The 18,023-nt window shown below is 38.8% G+C and carries 17 protein-coding genes and 1 pseudogene; 4 read left to right on the top strand and 14 right to left on the bottom strand.

What is annotated here, in order from left to right:
* Positions 1-281: 281 nt before the first annotated feature.
* The 8 genes from ispD to A2J09_RS18260 all read right to left on the bottom strand — a co-directional run bounded on the left by ispD (position 282) and on the right by A2J09_RS18260 (position 8,898).
* On the bottom strand, positions 282-977 hold the full coding sequence (gene ispD / locus A2J09_RS18225) for a 2-C-methyl-D-erythritol 4-phosphate cytidylyltransferase (protein WP_012296091.1): 696 nt from the start codon (positions 975-977) through the stop codon (positions 282-284).
* 11 nt (positions 978-988) lie between these two features.
* Positions 989-2,074, bottom strand: a complete 1,086-nt coding sequence (locus A2J09_RS18230; RefSeq protein WP_012296092.1) for a PIN/TRAM domain-containing protein — start codon at positions 2,072-2,074, stop codon at positions 989-991.
* A 216-nt stretch (positions 2,075-2,290) separates the two neighbouring features.
* A complete protein-coding gene (radA, locus tag A2J09_RS18235; protein ID WP_012296093.1) occupies positions 2,291-3,667 on the bottom strand; it encodes a DNA repair protein RadA in 1,377 nt (458 codons plus the stop codon).
* Between the two features lie 91 nt (positions 3,668-3,758).
* Positions 3,759-6,203, bottom strand: coding sequence for an ATP-dependent Clp protease ATP-binding subunit (locus tag A2J09_RS18240; RefSeq protein ID WP_031416732.1), 2,445 nt, complete (start codon positions 6,201-6,203; stop codon positions 3,759-3,761).
* Positions 6,193-7,302, bottom strand: coding sequence for a protein-arginine kinase McsB (locus A2J09_RS18245; RefSeq protein WP_012296095.1), 1,110 nt, complete (start codon positions 7,300-7,302; stop codon positions 6,193-6,195). Before A2J09_RS18245 ends, A2J09_RS18240 begins: the two co-directional genes overlap by 11 nt.
* Positions 7,299-7,841, bottom strand: coding sequence for a UvrB/UvrC motif-containing protein (locus A2J09_RS18250; protein ID WP_031416733.1), 543 nt, complete (start codon positions 7,839-7,841; stop codon positions 7,299-7,301). The genes A2J09_RS18245 and A2J09_RS18250 overlap by 4 nt, the downstream gene beginning before the upstream one ends.
* Positions 7,842-7,854: 13 nt before the next feature.
* Complete coding sequence (locus A2J09_RS18255) at positions 7,855-8,325, bottom strand: CtsR family transcriptional regulator (RefSeq protein ID WP_031416734.1); 471 nt, start codon at positions 8,323-8,325, stop codon at positions 7,855-7,857.
* Positions 8,326-8,592: 267 nt separating this feature from the next.
* Complete coding sequence (locus tag A2J09_RS18260) at positions 8,593-8,898, bottom strand: DUF4870 domain-containing protein (protein ID WP_031416735.1); 306 nt, start codon at positions 8,896-8,898, stop codon at positions 8,593-8,595.
* A gap of 125 nt (positions 8,899-9,023) precedes the next feature.
* On the opposite strand from A2J09_RS18260, the gene A2J09_RS18265 reads away from it, so the two are divergent.
* Both A2J09_RS18265 and corA read left to right on the top strand, forming a co-directional pair.
* Entirely contained in the window at positions 9,024-9,710 is a 687-nt protein-coding gene (locus A2J09_RS18265; RefSeq protein WP_012296099.1) for a class I SAM-dependent methyltransferase, read from the top strand.
* A 37-nt stretch (positions 9,711-9,747) separates the two neighbouring features.
* Positions 9,748-10,710 carry a magnesium/cobalt transporter CorA gene (gene corA / locus A2J09_RS18270; RefSeq protein ID WP_031416737.1) on the top strand — a complete coding sequence of 321 codons (963 nt, stop codon included), beginning with the start codon at positions 9,748-9,750 and terminating at the stop codon, positions 10,708-10,710.
* 54 nt (positions 10,711-10,764) lie between these two features.
* Here corA and A2J09_RS18275 read toward each other — a convergent pair whose 3' ends face one another.
* Complete coding sequence (locus tag A2J09_RS18275; RefSeq protein ID WP_012296101.1) at positions 10,765-10,974, bottom strand: hypothetical protein; 210 nt, start codon at positions 10,972-10,974, stop codon at positions 10,765-10,767.
* Positions 10,975-11,253: 279 nt separating this feature from the next.
* Here A2J09_RS18275 and A2J09_RS24685 point away from each other — a divergent pair.
* Both A2J09_RS24685 and A2J09_RS24690 read left to right on the top strand, forming a co-directional pair.
* Positions 11,254-11,799, top strand: a pseudogene (locus A2J09_RS24685) (protoglobin family protein); the annotation flags it as partial.
* A gap of 276 nt (positions 11,800-12,075) precedes the next feature.
* Entirely contained in the window at positions 12,076-12,564 is a 489-nt protein-coding gene (locus A2J09_RS24690) for a methyl-accepting chemotaxis protein (protein ID WP_373561627.1), read from the top strand.
* Positions 12,565-12,610: 46 nt separating this feature from the next.
* On the opposite strand, the gene A2J09_RS18285 is transcribed toward A2J09_RS24690, so the two are convergent.
* The 5 genes from A2J09_RS18285 to adh form a co-directional block, all read right to left on the bottom strand.
* Positions 12,611-13,090, bottom strand: coding sequence for an acyl-CoA thioesterase (locus tag A2J09_RS18285; RefSeq protein WP_025116473.1), 480 nt, complete (start codon positions 13,088-13,090; stop codon positions 12,611-12,613).
* Between the two features lie 68 nt (positions 13,091-13,158).
* Positions 13,159-14,586, bottom strand: a complete 1,428-nt coding sequence (locus A2J09_RS18290; RefSeq protein ID WP_012296104.1) for an aldehyde dehydrogenase family protein — start codon at positions 14,584-14,586, stop codon at positions 13,159-13,161.
* 41 nt (positions 14,587-14,627) lie between these two features.
* The gene (locus A2J09_RS18295; protein WP_012296105.1) at positions 14,628-15,596 is read right to left on the bottom strand and encodes a DUF4003 family protein; all 969 of its coding nucleotides are present in this window, start codon (positions 15,594-15,596) and stop codon (positions 14,628-14,630) included.
* Between the two features lie 332 nt (positions 15,597-15,928).
* Positions 15,929-16,288, bottom strand: a complete 360-nt coding sequence (locus A2J09_RS18300) for a DUF779 domain-containing protein (protein WP_031416741.1) — start codon at positions 16,286-16,288, stop codon at positions 15,929-15,931.
* 21 nt (positions 16,289-16,309) lie between these two features.
* On the bottom strand, positions 16,310-17,830 hold the full coding sequence (gene adh / locus A2J09_RS18305; RefSeq protein WP_012296107.1) for an aldehyde dehydrogenase: 1,521 nt from the start codon (positions 17,828-17,830) through the stop codon (positions 16,310-16,312).
* Positions 17,831-18,023 lie beyond the last annotated feature (193 nt).

The following is an 18,023-nucleotide window of genomic DNA, read 5'->3' on the forward strand; positions in this document are numbered from 1 at the left end:
TCTCATTCACCTTCCTTCACTTTTATCTATTTAGTCACTATTATACCCTCACATTTTAACATATTTCCTAGGAAATTGAGCTGATAGCAAATAGTCAGCATTTTCTTATACCAACAGATCCATTACTCCTTGGTGTGCTGGCTTATAGTTTTTCCAAGCTAACCAATCATTATTACAACAGGCGTTAGGACGACCACTGAAAAATAAACATGTCCCATTCTTAGGCATCAATATAAAATCCCATTAGCAACCTATCACTAATGAGATTTTTAAACTAGTCACTATTCATTTAATTGCAATGCTCGTTTTCGTAAAATAGCTTCTCCAAATAGCAAATCCTCTTGTGTCGTCATTTTTACATTCTCGTAGCTGCTTTCCACAATATGCACTGTGTGACCAAGACGCTCAACTAGCATTGCTTCATCGGTACCAAGAAAACCTACTTTTTCAGCAACATCCTCTGCCTCAACAATTAAGTCAAAACGGAAGGCTTGAGGCGTTTGAATCATCCATAAGCTGTCGCGATCTACTGTTTCCTCAATGACACCATTACGAACTTTTTTCATTGTGTCCTTTGCTCGGACACCTGCAATGGCTGCACCAAAGTCGTGGGCACTTTGCACAAGATTGGCGATAATAGCATGTGTAATAAAAGGTCTTGCCGCATCATGAACAAGCACGATGTCTACCTGTTCCATTTCCTTCATACATGAATGTACAGAATGCTGTCGTTCAGCACCACCATTAGGTAAACCTTTGACTTTCGTAATACGATATTCATCGAGCAATTCTTGTATATAAATACGCTCCTCTGGTTTTACTGCTAGCCAAATACCTGTGCAAAAAGGGTCCTGTTGAAAGACCTCTAACGTGTGTATCAGGATAGGCTTCTTTAAAAGTTTTAAAAACAATTTATTTTGTCCTGCCCCCATACGTTTTCCACTTCCTGCGGCAGGTAAAACTACTTCATACTGCATGTTTTCACTTCCTAATCGTCCTTCGGCTTTGCAAATATCATACGACCTGCTGACGTCTGCAGCACACTCGTTACTGTTACCGTTATTGCCTGTCCTATATAGCTACGACCGCCTTCCACAACAATCATTGTACCATCGTCTAAATAGGCTACTCCTTGATTATGCTCTTTGCCATCTTTAATGACTACCACCTGCATATCTTCACCTGGAATAACGACAGGCTTTACGGCATTCGCTAAATCATTTATATTTAATACTTTTACATGATGTAGCTCGCATACTTTATTAAGGTTAAAATCATTTGTGACAATTTGTGTATCAGTCCCCATTTTTTTTGCCAGTCGTACAAGTTTTAAATCTACCTCTTGCACATCCTCAAAATCCTCATCTGTAATCTCTACGTTCGTATTACGTTCATCCTGTAATTTCCTTAAAATATCTAAGCCTCGACGACCTCTTGTGCGCTTTAATGTATCTGAGGAATCAGCAATATGCTGAAGCTCTGTTAGGACAAATTGAGGCACAATTAAGATTCCTTCAATGAATCCTGTTTCAGAAATATCAGCGATGCGGCCATCAATAATGACACTTGTATCTAACAATTTGTAACTTCCTCGCACCTCTTGAATTTCATTACCCTCAGCAACTTTTTTCTTTGTCTGATTACTACGTAAGGTAAAAAGCTGGATTAATTCATCCCTTTTTCTAAAACCTAAACGGAAGCCTAGATATCCTAATACGAATGACAGGATAATAGGGACTACCTCTGTAATAACAGGGAACTTCACACTATTAATAGCAAAGCCTAAAAAATACGCTACAATTAGCCCTATTATTAGGCCAAGCGTACCAAATAACAAATCTCCGACCGGAACCTTAAACAGGACCTCTTCCATCCAGCTAATGAGCTTCACAAAATAATCGGAAAACGCGAATGACAATGTAAACAGTAAAAGCGCTCCTAATGCTACTGATACGTAAGGATTATCAAGCCAAGGATTAGATGATAAATGAAGCAATTCGTATAATGGCGGTAAGAAAACAAGGCCCAATGCTCCTCCAATCAGTAAAAAAGCTATCTGAACAAATTTTTTCACAAGCTGTCACCTCCTATTGTTAGTTAAGATTATACATAGTTTATTATAGAAAATCCTTCTTCAGCCCATCAGATTATCATTATTTAACTCTCTCTTTCCAACCACACATTCACCCTGCATTAACTAGGACGCCTATTCCTTTACTTGAGTTTCCCACTTTTTACGTCAAAATGAAGGAAATGCATGTCAGAATAGTATCTAACATGCATGGTTTTCCTATAACTCTCTAAAACAGGCATTTAATGCATCCTTTATTGTTTCTACACCGACAATTTCAATCCCTTGCGGAAAATCCCAACCACCTATATTTGATGCAGGAATGAAGACTTTTTTAAAACCAAGCTTCGCCGCTTCAATGACACGCTGCTCGATACGGGATACTCGACGTACCTCTCCTGTCAGACCCACTTCACCAATAAAGCAATCGGTTGCCCTTACAGCCTGATCCTTAAAGCTAGACACGATGCTTGTCAGAACAGCTAAATCTATAGCAGGTTCGTCCAATTTCACACCACCAGCAACTTTAATATATGCATCCTGTGCTTGTAGCATGAGACCCATACGCTTTTCAAGCACAGCCATCAGCAATTGCACTCTATTTTGATCTACCCCGGTTGCCATCCGTTTAGGGTAATTAAAGCTTGTAGGCGTCACTAGCGACTGAATTTCAACGAGTATTGGCCTTGTTCCCTCCATCGAGGCAACAATCGTGGAACCCGCAGCCCCTTGTGAACGCTCCTGCAAAAATAGCTCAGATGGGTTCAGCACCTCTTTTAAACCACCCTGTAGCATTTCAAATATAGCAATTTCATTGGTAGAGCCAAAGCGGTTTTTTTGACTTCGTAAAATACGATGATTATGATGTCTTTCGCCTTCAAAATATAGGACTGTATCCACCATATGTTCTAAAATTCGAGGCCCTGCGATTTGCCCCTCTTTCGTAACATGCCCAACTAAGAATATAGCAATCCCTTTTGTTTTAGCTATTCGCATAAGCTCAGCTGTACACTCACGTACCTGAGATACACTACCTGGCGCACTTGTTACCTCTGGATGAAAGACCGTTTGTATGGAATCAACAATGACAAATTTCGGCTGTACTTCCTCAATCGTTTGATTCAAAAACTCAAGATTCGTTTCGGAATAAATGTACAGCTCTTGAGAGATTACCCCTAAACGCTCTGCTCGTAGCTTCGTTTGACGAATAGACTCCTCACCTGAAATATACAGCACGCGATGGCCTTTATTTGAGAGCAAAGCTGAAACTTGTAGTAATAATGTTGATTTCCCAATCCCAGGATCGCCACCTATTAATACTAGAGAGCCAGGCACAATACCACCGCCTAATACACGATTCAGCTCGCCCATTTCTGTCGCCACTCGAGACTCTTCACTAGCTTCGACCTGAATAATGGGGATTGCCTTTTGAGTAACTGTAGCAGAATGCTGGAATGCCCCTCTTGGTCCTTTCGCTATAACTTCTACTTCCTCCACCATTTTATTCCATTCTCCACAGCCTGGACATCTTCCCATCCATTTTGCCGATTCATAGCCACAGCCTGAACATACAAATTTCGTTTTTTTCTTTGCCAACTTTCTTTCACCTCGAATATTTGTTCTTATATTAATTGTACAAAAAAAAAGACAGCTTGGCACTTAATGCCTTACTGTCTTTAGTTTGAAATTATTTAGAGATAGAAACTCCCTCTTTTTTCTTCACAATAAACTCGTCATTTACATAATCAATGATAACATGATTACCCTTCTCCACATTACCCTTTAATAATTCTTCTGATAATCGGTCTTCCACTTGTTTTTGTAATGCTCGACGTAGTGGACGTGCACCGTATTGAGGGTCGTAGCCCTCCTGAGCAATTTTTTCAAGCGCTGCATCTGTTAATTCTAATGAAATATCCTGTTCTTTCAACCGCTTTGTTAGAGCGTTCCCCATCATCGCAATGATTTCTTTTAAATGCTCTTTTTCTAATGAATGGAACACAATCATTTCATCAATACGGTTTAAGAATTCTGGACGGAATGCTTTTTTCAATTCTTCGAGCATCGTACTCTTCATATCTTTATGTTTAGAATCTGCACCACCTACGTTAAAACCAAGGCTTTTTTGATATTTAAGAGCATCCGCGCCGACGTTAGAAGTCATTATCACTACTGTGTTGCGGAAGTCTACTACACGCCCCTTAGAGTCCGTTAATCGACCATCTTCAAGAACTTGCAGGAGAATATTGAAAACATCAGGGTGTGCTTTTTCAATTTCATCTAGTAATACAACAGAATATGGTTTACGACGAACCTTTTCAGTCAATTGACCACCATCATCAAAGCCTACGTAGCCTGGAGGTGAACCTACTAAACGAGAAGTTGAATGTTTCTCCATGTACTCAGACATATCGACACGAATCATAGCATCTTCGTCACCAAACATCACTTCAGCAAGTGCTCTTGCAAGCTCCGTTTTACCAACACCAGTAGGACCTAAGAAAATAAATGAACCGATTGGTCGTTTTGGATCTTTGAGGCCCGCTCTTGCACGACGGATCGCACGGGAAATGGCTTCTACTGCTTCCCCTTGCCCAACCACACGTTTGTGTAGCTCTTCTTCAAGTTGTAATAATTTTGAAGATTCTTCAGAAGCAATTTTAGCTACAGGAATTCCTGTCCACATTGATACAACTGCTGCAACATCATCTACTGTTACTTTGGACTCGGCTTTACCTTGCTCTTCTTTCCAATTTTTTCTTGTAGCTTCAATCTCATCTTTAAGCTTTTGCTCCGTATCTCTTAACGCAGCAGCCTTTTCAAACTCTTGACCTGATACAGCAGCATTCTTTTCAGAGCGAACATTTTCAAGCTTATCTTCAAGTGCCTTTAAGTTTGGTGGCACTGCGAATGAACGTAAGCGAACCTTTGATCCTGCTTCATCAATCAGGTCAATTGCTTTATCTGGTAAGAAGCGGTCAGAAATATATCGATCACCCATTTTTGCCGCTGCTTCAATTGCTTCATCTGTAATTTTCACTCGGTGATGTGCTTCATAGCGATCTCGTAAGCCTTGAATAATGAGAATTGCTTCTTCCACCGTTGGTTCATCCACTTGGATCGGTTGGAAACGACGCTCTAATGCTGCATCTTTTTCAATATATTTACGATATTCATCAAGCGTTGTCGCACCGATACATTGCAGCTCACCACGCGCTAAGGATGGTTTTAAAATATTTGATGCGTCAATTGCACCTTCTGCACCACCTGCACCGATTAAAGTGTGTAATTCATCAATAAATAAAATGATATTTCCGGCTTGGCGGATTTCATCCATTACTTTTTTCAAACGGTCCTCAAATTCCCCACGATATTTTGTGCCTGCAACGACAGTTCCCATATCTAGTGTCATCACACGTTTGTCTCGAAGAATTTCTGGTACTTCATTATTAATAATTTGCTGTGCTAACCCTTCAGCAATTGCTGTTTTACCAACACCTGGCTCACCAATTAAAACAGGGTTATTTTTTGTACGACGCGATAACACTTCGATAACACGTGTAATTTCCTTGCTTCGACCAATCACAGGATCTAACGTGCCTTCACGGGCAATTTGAGTTAAATCACGGGCTAAACTATCTAATGTAGGGGTATTCGCAGCTTGTGCCGCTTGTTGACCTGATTGCGCATTATCATTATTCCCTAATAACAATAATACTTGCTGACGTGCTTTATTTAAGCCCACACCTGCATTGTTTAAGACGCGAGCTGCTACACCTTCACCTTCACGTATAAGGGCTAACAGCAAATGCTCTGTACCGATATACGAATGGCCTAATTTACGAGATTCATCAACCGATAGTTCAATTACTTTTTTCGCTCGTGGCGTATAGTGAACGATTGGACCAACATCTTCTTTACCTTTACCAACTAATTCTTCAATACCAGCTTCAATCATTTGAGGACTAATATCAATAGCTTCTAACGCTTTTGCAGCAATACCGCCGCCTTCACGTATAAGCCCTAATAAAATGTGCTCTGTGCCAATGGATTCGTGCTTCCAACGAATAGCCTCTTCCTGAGCAAGCTGTAATACTTTTTGCGCGCGTTGTGTAAAACGATTAAACATCATATAAATCCTCTCCTTTTTCCCCATTATTAGGCTTATTCGTGTGTGTTTGAATTAATGCCTCACGAAGCATTTCTGCTCGTACACGATCACGTTCAGCAGGCGGTAATGCCTCACCTGCATAATGCTGTAAAAAACCTGGTTGCATACTGACGACGCACTCATTTAAAGTTGTTGCGAGTATACCGTCAATCAACTGTAGGTCGACTCCTAAACGAACATTCGAAAGACAGGTAGCCGCTTCCTCACTTGTTAAAATTCTTGCATAAGTAAGGGTACCTAAAGCTCGATAAACTCGATCTTCTAAAGCAAGCTCAGCTTTTTCCATCAGCCTACCTCTCGCATGCCGTTCCTTTTGTATAATTTTTTCAGCAACACTTTGTATATCTGCTAAAATATCTTCTTCTGTCTTTCCAAGTGTAATTTGGTTAGACACTTGATAAACGTTCCCTAAATTTTCGCTTCCTTCACCATATATACCTCTTACCGTCATGCCTAAGCGTGTCATCGCATTTATAATTTGATTCATCTGTCCGGTTAACGTAAGAGCAGGTAGATGCATCATCACAGATGCCCGAAGCCCAGTACCAATATTCGTAGGACAGCTTGTTAAATAGCCAAAGGTATCTCGAAATGCATAAGGTAAGACCTTCTCTAGAATACGGTCAATCTTATTCGCTTGTTCATAGGCATTTTGAAGCTGAAAACTCGCGGTCATACATTGAATGCGCAAGTGATCCTCTTCATTCACCATAATACTCACCGATTCATCTTGTGACAGAAGCACAGAGCCCACCTGCTCTTTTTTTGCAAGCTGCGGACTAATCAAATGCTTTTCTACAAGAATTTGACGTTGTAAAGGTGTTAAATCATTGATAGAAAAATAAGCATAATCATTTTGAAGCGTTGGACTATCGCTTACTGCATGTGTAACTGCCTGTTCCACCTGTAAAGCCTCGTTCTCTGAAAACGATAATGGAAAACGATATCCATCTAAATTTCGAGCAAGGCGAATACGTGTACTAATGACAATGTCAGAATAATCGTCTTCAATACGCATCCAAGTAGGTGTAGCACGCTCTAAAAACGATTCAATCATCATGACACATCACCACCTTCAAATTGTAGCTGCTTCTCAAGCTCTTTGACTTCATCACGAAGCTTTGCTGCCTCTTCGAATTGTTCTTCATCTACAGCGAACTTCATACGTTTACGGATTTCCTCAATTTGCTTTTTAATGACATACACATTGCTATGGGCACCTGGCATTTTACCAATATGTTGGGGACCAGCCTGTATCCGATTAAAGAGCTTAGGTAAATGTTCGCTAAAAGTGTCATAACAGCTTGGGCAACCAAACTTACCTTCTTTCAAAAATTGCTTATACGTAAATTCACATTGTGGACACGTTTGCTGTTGTGGCTGTGTTTGTTGTTTTTCCCCCACCTTTTGCCATGTAGGTGAGCCAAACCAGTTAGATAATAACTGTTGTATAGAAACTGGCTCTTGTTTAAACTCTGCATGAAATGGATGGAACTGTGAGGCGCAGACGTCACAATAATGGTGCTCCACCTTTTGCCCATTTTGAACTTGTGTTACAGTAACTGTCGCATTACGTTGTTTACAATGTTCACATATCATTTCCATCACCTCACTATTTCTGCTGCTCGTATTTTATAGTTGTCAGCATCGCCCGCAATATTTTTGCTCGAATTATATCTCTTAAAGGAAGATGTAAGTCGATTGTTGAGCGATCAATTGCTGCTAACATTAACTTCGCTTCTCGCTTTGAAATTACCTGCTCGTCGATGAGTCGATACACTAAATCTTCTGCCATTGTTTGCGATGCTCCACCTTCAATATGCCGGAGAACATCGTCAATTAAATCAATCTGTGAATTCGCGCGGACACGTAAAATTCGAATGTATCCACCACCACCACGCTTGCTCTCTACAAGGTAACCTCGCTCGGCAGTAAATCTTGTATTAATGACATAATTTATTTGTGACGGAACACATTGAAATTTATCTGCAATTTCACTACGTTTTATTTCAATATGCCCTTCCCCACCTAATTCAAGTACTTGCTTTAAGTAACCTTCTATGATGTCTGATATATTACGCATTTTAGGAATACACCTCGCTTGCTTCACTGACTTTGACTATCTTTGACTTTCTTTGAGTATATTATACAAAACGCTTGAAAATAATTGCAATGATTTCGCCCAGAGAAAAATGAAATGCCTTAAAAAGTATATTCAAGCGTAAAAAATAGCACTTATTAATTAATGGCTATCGAGCACATTTATTTGCTTCCTACACCTAATGTACCCTTTTTATCCATAGAAAAAACGCAAGCATATGCAACTAGCATATACTTGCGTCTATAAAAATTATACCCAACGACCTACAATTGGATAACGCCAAGGCTCATCAGTTAATGCTTTGACGATACCGATAATTGGTACTACAAAAAGCATAATACCGAAAACGATTAAAAATGGAATGCCAATGATGAAAAAGCTTAAGACTCCAGAGACAGCAAGTAAAACCGCCATGACAAGTTGGAAAAGTATTGCTTGGATAGAAATTGCCTTCACTTCCTCATCCGTACTAATTAAAAAGAAGATTATGGGAACTAACCATGGCGCAAAAAACGAACTTGCGTGTATGATTACTTTAGACCATTTACTCTCCATATATATCAATCCTTTCTTTATGCGTTGTCTATCGTTTTATGTACTACTATTTACGGAACTATACCCGTAATAGTTTCAATTTAAAGTGAGTTTTTTAAAATTTTTTTGAAAGGTCGTGATGAGAAATGGAATTTAACCACACATTAGCAAATGAATATGAAAAGGGGATTCGCCGTACTCTACCAAGCTATGATGCAATGCTTCGTTTAATACAAACTTTTTATCGTTCTACATTACAGGAGCAAGCTGATATGTTGATTGTTGGTGCAGGCAGTGGCAATGAAATATTACAGCTAGCAGATGGAAGACCACATTGGTCATTTACGGGTATTGATCCGTCAGAATCTATGCTCGATATAGCAAGGGAGCGTCTCCAATCGTTACCCAATGATCTGTCATTCTACCGTGGGACATTGCTGGATACACAGCTACCAGCCACCACATTCGATGCAGCTAGTTGTGTACTCGTCCTTCATTTTATTCAAGGTTATGAAGAAAAGCTGTCAACTTTGAAAGAAATTTACAACCATTTAAAGCCAGGGGCACCTTTTACTCTTGTTTCAAAATACGGTCAACCTGGTACGATTGAAACGGAACTACAATTCGATTTATGGCGTTCCTACTGGCTTCAACATACAAAACTTTCTATATCCGATGTTGCAGAAATGGAAAATTCCATCCGTGCTCTGTCATTTATGCCCGAGAAAGAAATATTAACATTATTACAAGAAGCAGGTTTTATAAAACCTTCTAGATTTTTTGCCACTACTTTGTTTGGTGGATGGGTATGCTTTAAAGAGGAAGAACATTAAATATATATATTGTAGTAAATACTTTGAGGTGAAAGCTGTGATAAGCACCATTGGCATTACAAAAAAACAACAATTACTAAAGGATTTCCCTTTGGAATCGATACATCAACAAGAATTCGAGTGGTACTGGATTGATTTTAATTGTCCAACTGCTGAGGAAGAATCTTTGCTAGATTCATTTTTTCATTTCCACCCACTAGCTATTGAAGATTGCTTGATGCGATTACAACGTCCAAAACTCGATTTTTATGACGATTTTCATTTTTTCGTCATTCATCGATTAAACGAGCTGTCATTAGCTGCAGAGGAGGTAAATATTTTTACCTCTAATAAGTATATAGTGACATTTCATAAGAACCCAGTTCCTGAAATAGAAAAGGTACAAAAGTTGTTAGAAAGCCAGCCAAAAAACTGGGAGCGTGGCACGGTTTACTTAACCTACCAAACCATTGATAAAATTGTTGATAGCTATTTCCCACTTGTTTATAAAATTGAAGATCATTTAAATGCACTTGAAGGCGAACTTACATACCAAAGCAACGTAAATGCCATGAAGATTGTCTTCGAGTTTCGTAGTGATTTGCTCGATTTAAGGCGTGCCATTTTACCGATGAGAGACCTTTTATATCGAGTACTTAATTCTTACCGTTTTTCATTGAACAAATCTGAAAGAGCTTATTTTGGAGATATTTACGACCATCTTCTAAAACTAACTGAAATGGTTGAATCAAATCGAGAGCTGACGGCAGATATGCGAGATAGTTATATGGCTATGAGCTCAAGCCGAATGAATGGCATTATGATGACTTTAACAATCGTCTCAACCATCTTCATTCCACTGACCTTTATTGCTGGAGTTTATGGGATGAACTTTGACAATATGCCTGAGCTACATGGACAATACAGCTATTTTATTGTCCTCGGTATTATGATTATTGTTGTCATCGCTATGCTTACCATCTTTAAACATAAAGGCTGGTTTAAATTATTTAAGCCCTAATCCACAAAAAGCTGCTCGTTTAACAATCAAAACGAGCAGCCTCAGTTATTACTATTAATAAGGACCGCGGTCGTCAATTTTATTTTCACCCTGCTGTGGGAATAAAAAGTATGCTAAAACCCCTGATCCTAAAGCAGCGCAAATTGTAATTAACAGCTGTTCAACAGCTGGTACTTCCGCATGATAGTTTCGTAGCATATAAACGGAACCTATTGCAACAATGACCATGACTGGAATAACGAATTTAAAGCGTTTTTTCTCCATATAGTACCTCCTATTTATCTTTCACGTTCAGTTTTATTCTCCTTAAACAGTTCGTATTTTACAGGTTTCCCACTTTAAATTCAAATTTACTCTGCTGCACTAACAGAACTGCCAAGAAAGTAAAAAAATAAAGAAATAACCAAATTTTTAACCAAATATTCAGCAAATAATAGTAAAATAGATTTAATACCAATTGTTTATCAAATTTACAGACCTAACAAATTCAGAAGTTCATTTTACTCACAATTATTATGGATATTAAGAATGGAGCAAACAATAATGAGTTGGTTTTCAAAAAACAGCAGTTCTAGCTACTCAATTACATTAACACCTGAAAATTTTAAGGGCCATGTACAATTAGATGTTTTAAATCATCCAAATCTTCAAAAGCAATTACAGCTTTTAAATTTAACAATTGAGGATTTAGCCATAATTAAGCAACTACAACCGTTAGCTAATGATTTAATACCTGCAATGGTGGAGCAATTTTATGCAGCCATTAGTTTGAGCCAAGATTTAATAGATATTATTAATAGAACCTCGCATATAGATCGTTTAAAAATTACGTTACATAAGCATTTAAGCGATATTTTTGAAAGTCATATTAATGACGCCTATATCGCTGAAAGAAAAGCAATTGCTGAAGCCCATGTACGAATTGGCTTACAATCAAAATGGTATATAGCATCCTTTCAATCACTTACCTCAACGTTCACAAATTTTGTGAATGAAGTGGACATTTCAAAAAATGATGCCATTCGAGCCATTAATGCATTTTGCAAAATCATTAATTTTGAGCAACAGCTTGTTATCGAGGCTTACGAAAAAGAGGAAGACCGTATCCGAACAGCCGCTGACCAAACGAAAAACGCTCTTGTTACGACAATTCAAAGTACAGCAGAGGAACTTAACGCAATTAGTGAAGAGACAGCTGCATCGTTGTTAGTAATTTCCTCACAAACGGATGATATCGCAGAGGCAACAAAGCAGGGATTAAGCTTCGTTGCAGATACGCAGGAAAAATCAAGACGTGGGCAACATCAACTGCAAGAGCAAAATGATTTAATCCAAGTTATTTTACAAAGTGTCAACAGCCTTGAGGTGACTATGAATCAATTACGTACCTCCTCTCAAAAAATTTCCGAGATTGTAGGACTTGTCACGGGCATAGCTGACCAAACAAATTTATTAGCTTTAAATGCGTCTATTGAGGCAGCTCGAGCTGGGGAACACGGGAAAGGCTTCGCGGTAGTGGCAGAGGAAGTGCGAAAGCTTGCTGAAGAAACAAAAAATGCTGTCCAAAATGTGTCGCATCTCATTAAAGAAACTGAAAGTAATATTTCAACGATGGCAAATTCAGTTATTAATGTTGACCAAAAAATTCAACATAGCGTCAATACGCAAGAAAACTTATCTAAATCATTTAATGATATTGCTGATGCCGTATCTGGCATTCAACAGCAGTATGTTCATACATCTAGAGATATTTCAGCCATTTCTAATCTAATTACTGAATTATCACAAGGGGCTACACTTGTTTCCTCTTCTTCTGACTCACTCATTAATGTAGTCAATGAACTAAATAGGTAATATAACAAAGGGAGCCCCACCGCTTTAGGTGAAGCTCCCTTTTTCCTTAATGTGGCAATGCACGTTTTTGTTTACGATGCTCACGTCTTGCGGGCCCTGTTTCAAATAAACGTTTTTCCTCATCTGTTTCAGGATAAATTGCAGGTACGGGTACTGGTTTTCCTTCTTCATTTACCGCCACCATTGTTACAAATGATTCTGTCGTTAATTTTTCCTCACCAGTTTCAATATTGCGAGAAACAACACGAACATAAACCTCCATTGAAGAACGTCCTGTAGAGGAAACTATACTTTCAATTTCAAGAATATCTCCTACATGGGCAGCCGATAAAAAATCAACTGAGTCTATTGAAGCTGTGACTACAAGTCCCTTCGCATGTTTCATCGCTGTAATAGCAGCAATTTCATCAATATAAGCTAACACTCTTCCACCGAAAATAGAATTGTGATTGTTTGTGTCTGGAGGTAATACGAGACGCGATTGAACCGTACGTGATTGGCTCATGGGTACAGCATTGTTTGTCATATTCCTTGTAACTTCCCTTCATGTATGTTCTTTCGTCATCGTATCGTAGAAAAAGAGCTTATGCAAATCTAGAACGATTTTTTCATCGTAATAAATTTCATATCTGTCATTTCCTCAATGGCCCATTTAATTCCTTCTCTTCCATACCCACTCATCTTCACACCGCCATATGGCATATTATCTACTCGGAATGTCGGAACATCATTAATAATGACAGCACCCGCCTGTAATTCGTCGGCTGCATATAAGGCATCTGGCAATACATTCGTGTAAATACCTGCATTTAAGCCAAGGTCCGACTCATTTACAAGTCGAATTGCGTCATCTAATGTTTCATATGAAACAATTGAGACGATTGGCGCGAATGTTTCCTGACAAACGATTTTCATATCAGCTGTCACATTGGTCATAACAGTGGGCGTTAACGTTCGTTCTGTAAATACTCCTCCAGTTGCAATGACTGCTCCTTGTGCCTGTGCTTCTTCAATCCACTCTTTAATTCGTCCAACCTCATTCGGATTGATCATAGCACCTACATCTGTATTTTTATCTAAAGGATCTCCTACTACTAGCTTCTCAGTTTCCGCAACAAATGCCTCTGTGAATTCATCAATAATAGAAGAATGTACATAAATGCGTTGTAACGAAATACATACTTGTCCAGCAAAGTTAAAAGCACCGCTCACACAGCGACTTATAATTTTATTAAAAGGTGTCGATGGTTCGACGATAACTGCTGCATTAGAACCAAGCTCTAACGTTACTTTACGTAAGCCAATCTTTTCTTTAATACCTAATCCAACTTTTCCACTACCCGTAAACGTCACCTTTTTGACGTGAGGATGTGTAACCAAAGTATCGCTAAGCTCACCACCACTTCCTGTCACAATTTGCAACGCACCATCTGGCAAACCCGCTTCACGGAAAATCTCTGCCATAACAAGGGAACTTAATGGTGTTTGGGTTGCTGGTTTTAAAACAACTGTATTACCTACTGCAAATGCTGGGCCTAATTTATGGGCCACTAAATTAAACGGGAAATTAAACGGCGTAATAGCGGAAATTACCCCCAACGGTTCCCTTTTTGTCCAACCTATACGATCTCCTGCTCCAGGTGCCGCATCCATCGGTACCGTTTCACCTTTAGGCTGTTTGGCACCCTCTGCTGCAAATTGATAGGTGGCAATTGTACGATCAATCTCCGCTAACCCTGCTGTCAAAGGCTTTCCTGCCTCTAATGCTAAAATCTCTGCAAACTCTTCTTTTCGTTGTCGCATTAAATCGACGACTTTATATAAAATTTCGGCACGCTCGTAGGCTGTCGTCTTTTTAAACGAATGGAATGCTTGCTGTGCACCATCGATTGCTCTCTCCACATCTTGTATAGATGCTTTTGCCACTCGGGCAATCGCCTCACCACTATATGGTGATTTTAGCTCATAGCTTTCCTTTGCATCTTGCCATTGGCCGTTAATCCACAGTTTTGTTTCCTTCATCCTTCAAATGCACCTCCAAATAATTGTTCACCCCCATTCTATCACGAAGAGCTTGAACTAGATGCAATGGCGGCTGCACTAACTGCTGCTATCATTGCAGCTTGCTGAGCTTGAATTAATAATTCAATAGATGACATAATCGTCATAGACAGTGATTTTTGTACTTTCGCCATATGATAAATAATGATTTGCACAGCCATAAAGAGAACAAATTCACGATGCCATTTTAATAATTTTAAATCCTTTAATTCATGATATAAATGTATAACTTCTTGCAATTGATGATGAGTAAGATCTAGCAAGGCTAAAAACCCAAGTAAAGGATAATGCATGGCCTGTACTTTGACATCTTGTTTTTTTAGTGCATCTCGAATGGTCACGACATTGGGCACTAGTTGACGATCAAATTGTGGAGATAGGAAGGTTAATACTTGCGACAGCCATTGAAGCTCATTTCCTGCATGAAAATTATATGTTCGTAATTCTTTATAATAGCGATTCATTGTTTCTGCACGTATTTCCACATCATCAGATGGATTACTTAGTAACACAGCGTATGGAATATCTTCATAGGATGTTAAAAATGGGTGATGTTTACGAATGGCTTCAAATAAAGCTCTAGCTGCATGTGCATGCACGATTTTATCCTTTTCATTCTCTGTCAAAAACTGAGCCGCAATATAACTAAAGTTACCACTTCTAAATTTCGCTTCCTTTAGTGCATTCACATTCGTTAATAGATTTTTTACTGCGTTTTCAGGATCCTCCTGCTTCATTAAATTAGCAGCTATGCTATAGCCTACCGTAGTTCTTAAAGGAGACATCCAGGAAGATTGCTTCTTCATTTCCTGTAAAATATTCTTGTACTGGACAGCATCAAAAGTTTTTCCCGAGGCCACGAATGTACTAGCTATTGCTAAAACAATCTTACGATCCACTGTCCACCCCGCAGCCTTCGATACATCCTCTACCGTATTTGTAAATTTATTTTCTATCATCACATAATCCATATTTAGCACGCTCCTTTACCCATTTTACGGTACATGATGCGAGAAAGATTCATCCCGCTTGTAACAATTAACATAAAAAGTAAACTTAATTTAATATATGTTACTCTATTTTTTTGTTTTAATAGGAAATATTAAACATATAAGAAAGGAGGAAAAACTGTTGATAGCAAAAACCACTCGGAAATTAATATTTACAGTAACCTTAAAAGAACGTTTACAGCTATTTTTATTTTTACGAAATTCATCTAATAATATAGCTTTACATACCCTTTTTTCTAAAAATTAATACGAAAAAACAGCGGCAAAATTTTTTGCCGCTGTACAATGACTCGTCAAATTAATCCAAGCATCTGTAATTCCTCTGGTGTGAAGGCTCTCGATCTTGTTAAGAAACGCTTTCCTTCAACACCCTCTAATGAGAACATCCCACCTCTACCTTCAACTACATCCAGGATGATTTGAGTATGCTTCCAATAATCATATTGATTTTTATGCATATAGAATGGAGCTCCACCTATCTCGCCCAGACATATATCCTGATCACCTAATAGCAAGTCCCCCTCTGGATAACACATAGGTGAAGAACCATCACAGCATCCGCCTGATTGATGAAACATAACAGGCCCATGTTTCTCTTTTAATAGCTCGATGAGTGCCAGCGCTTCCGCCGTGGCTAATACACGTTCGATCACGCCCATGCACCTCCCTATGGTTTAGAAGAAACCAAGTTTATTTTCGCTATAGCTCACTAATAAATTTTTCGTTTGTTGGTAATGAGATAGCATCATTTTATGATTTTCACGACCAACGCCTGACATTTTGTAGCCACCGAAGGCTGCATGTGCAGGATAAGCATGGTAGCAGTTTGTCCAAACACGACCTGCTTCTATTTCACGACCAAAGCGATATGCTGTATTAATATCTCTTGTCCAAACACCTGAACCTAGACCATATAGTGTGTCATTCGCAATTTCTAATGCCTCTTCTTTCGTTTTGAACGTAGTAACAGCTACAACAGGACCAAAAATTTCTTCTTGGAAAATACGCATTTTATTATGTCCTTTAAAGACAGTTGGTTTAACATAGTAGCCATTTTCAAAGCCTTCTCCTACATTATTTTTCTCCCCACCGATTAGACACTCTGCACCTTCTTGTTTACCGATATCTAAATAAGAAAGGATTTTTTCCATTTGCTCGCTTGAAGCCTGAGCACCCATCATTGTGTTTGGATCCAGTGGATTACCCACTTTAATAGCTTCTACTCGTTGTAGTACACGTTCCATAAATTTATCATAAATAGATTCCTGTATAATTGCACGTGAAGGACATGTACATACTTCCCCTTGGTTCAGAGCAAATAATACGAAGCCTTCGACTGCTTTATCTAAAAATGCATCGTCTTTATCCATAATATCCTCAAAGAAGATATTAGGTGACTTACCACCTAGCTCTAATGTAACTGGGATTAGGTTTTGAGACGCGTATTGCATAATCAAACGGCCCGTTGTCGTCTCACCAGTGAAGGCAATCTTACCGATACGTGGGTTAGATGCTAGCGGTTTCCCCGCCTCTAAACCAAAACCATTCACAATATTAATGACACCTGGTGGTAATAAATCTTCTATTAATTCCACAAGCACCATAATGGATGCTGGTGTTTGTTCTGCAGGTTTTAATACGACACAGTTTCCAGCAGCTAGTGCTGGTGCAAGCTTCCATACAGCCATTAATAACGGGAAGTTCCAAGGTATGATTTGACCCACTACCCCAATTGGCTCATGAAAATGATAAGCAACGGTATCGTTATCGATTTGGCTTACAGAGCCTTCTTGAGCACGTAAAGCTCCAGCAAAATAACGGAAATGATCAATGGCAAGAGGGATATCTGCATTTAAAGTTTCACGTACCGCCTTACCGTTATCCCATGTTTCGGCAACGGCTAGCTTTTCTAAATTTTGCTCGATACGGTCCGCAATTTTAAGTAAAATGTTTGCACGTTCTGTTGGTGAAGTTTTCCCCCACGCATCTTTAGCAGCATGTGCTGCATCAAGTGCCAGTTCAATATCCTCAGCTGTGGAACGCGCTATTTGTGTAAAAACTTGTCCAGTAACAGGAGTGACATTATCAAAGTATTGACCCTTCACTGGGGGTGTCCATTCGCCACCAATATAATTATCATATTTCTGCTTGAATTGAACTACCGATCCTTCAGTGTTTGGAAATGCATAAACCATTTTACTTCTCCCCTTTACACAATTTAATGAGACTATCTACAAAAAACATCATTTTATAGCGAAATAACAATATTTTCATAGAAATCCTCTCACTTAATATATTGTCAGAAACGAATAATAATTTCAACTTTTCCAAAAAAATTCAAGGTAATTTATTTTTACTAGAAAAGTATATAGAATTCACGATTTGTAT

Source organism: Lysinibacillus sphaericus (assembly GCF_001629735.1).
Classification (GTDB): domain Bacteria; phylum Bacillota; class Bacilli; order Bacillales_A; family Planococcaceae; genus Lysinibacillus; species Lysinibacillus pinottii.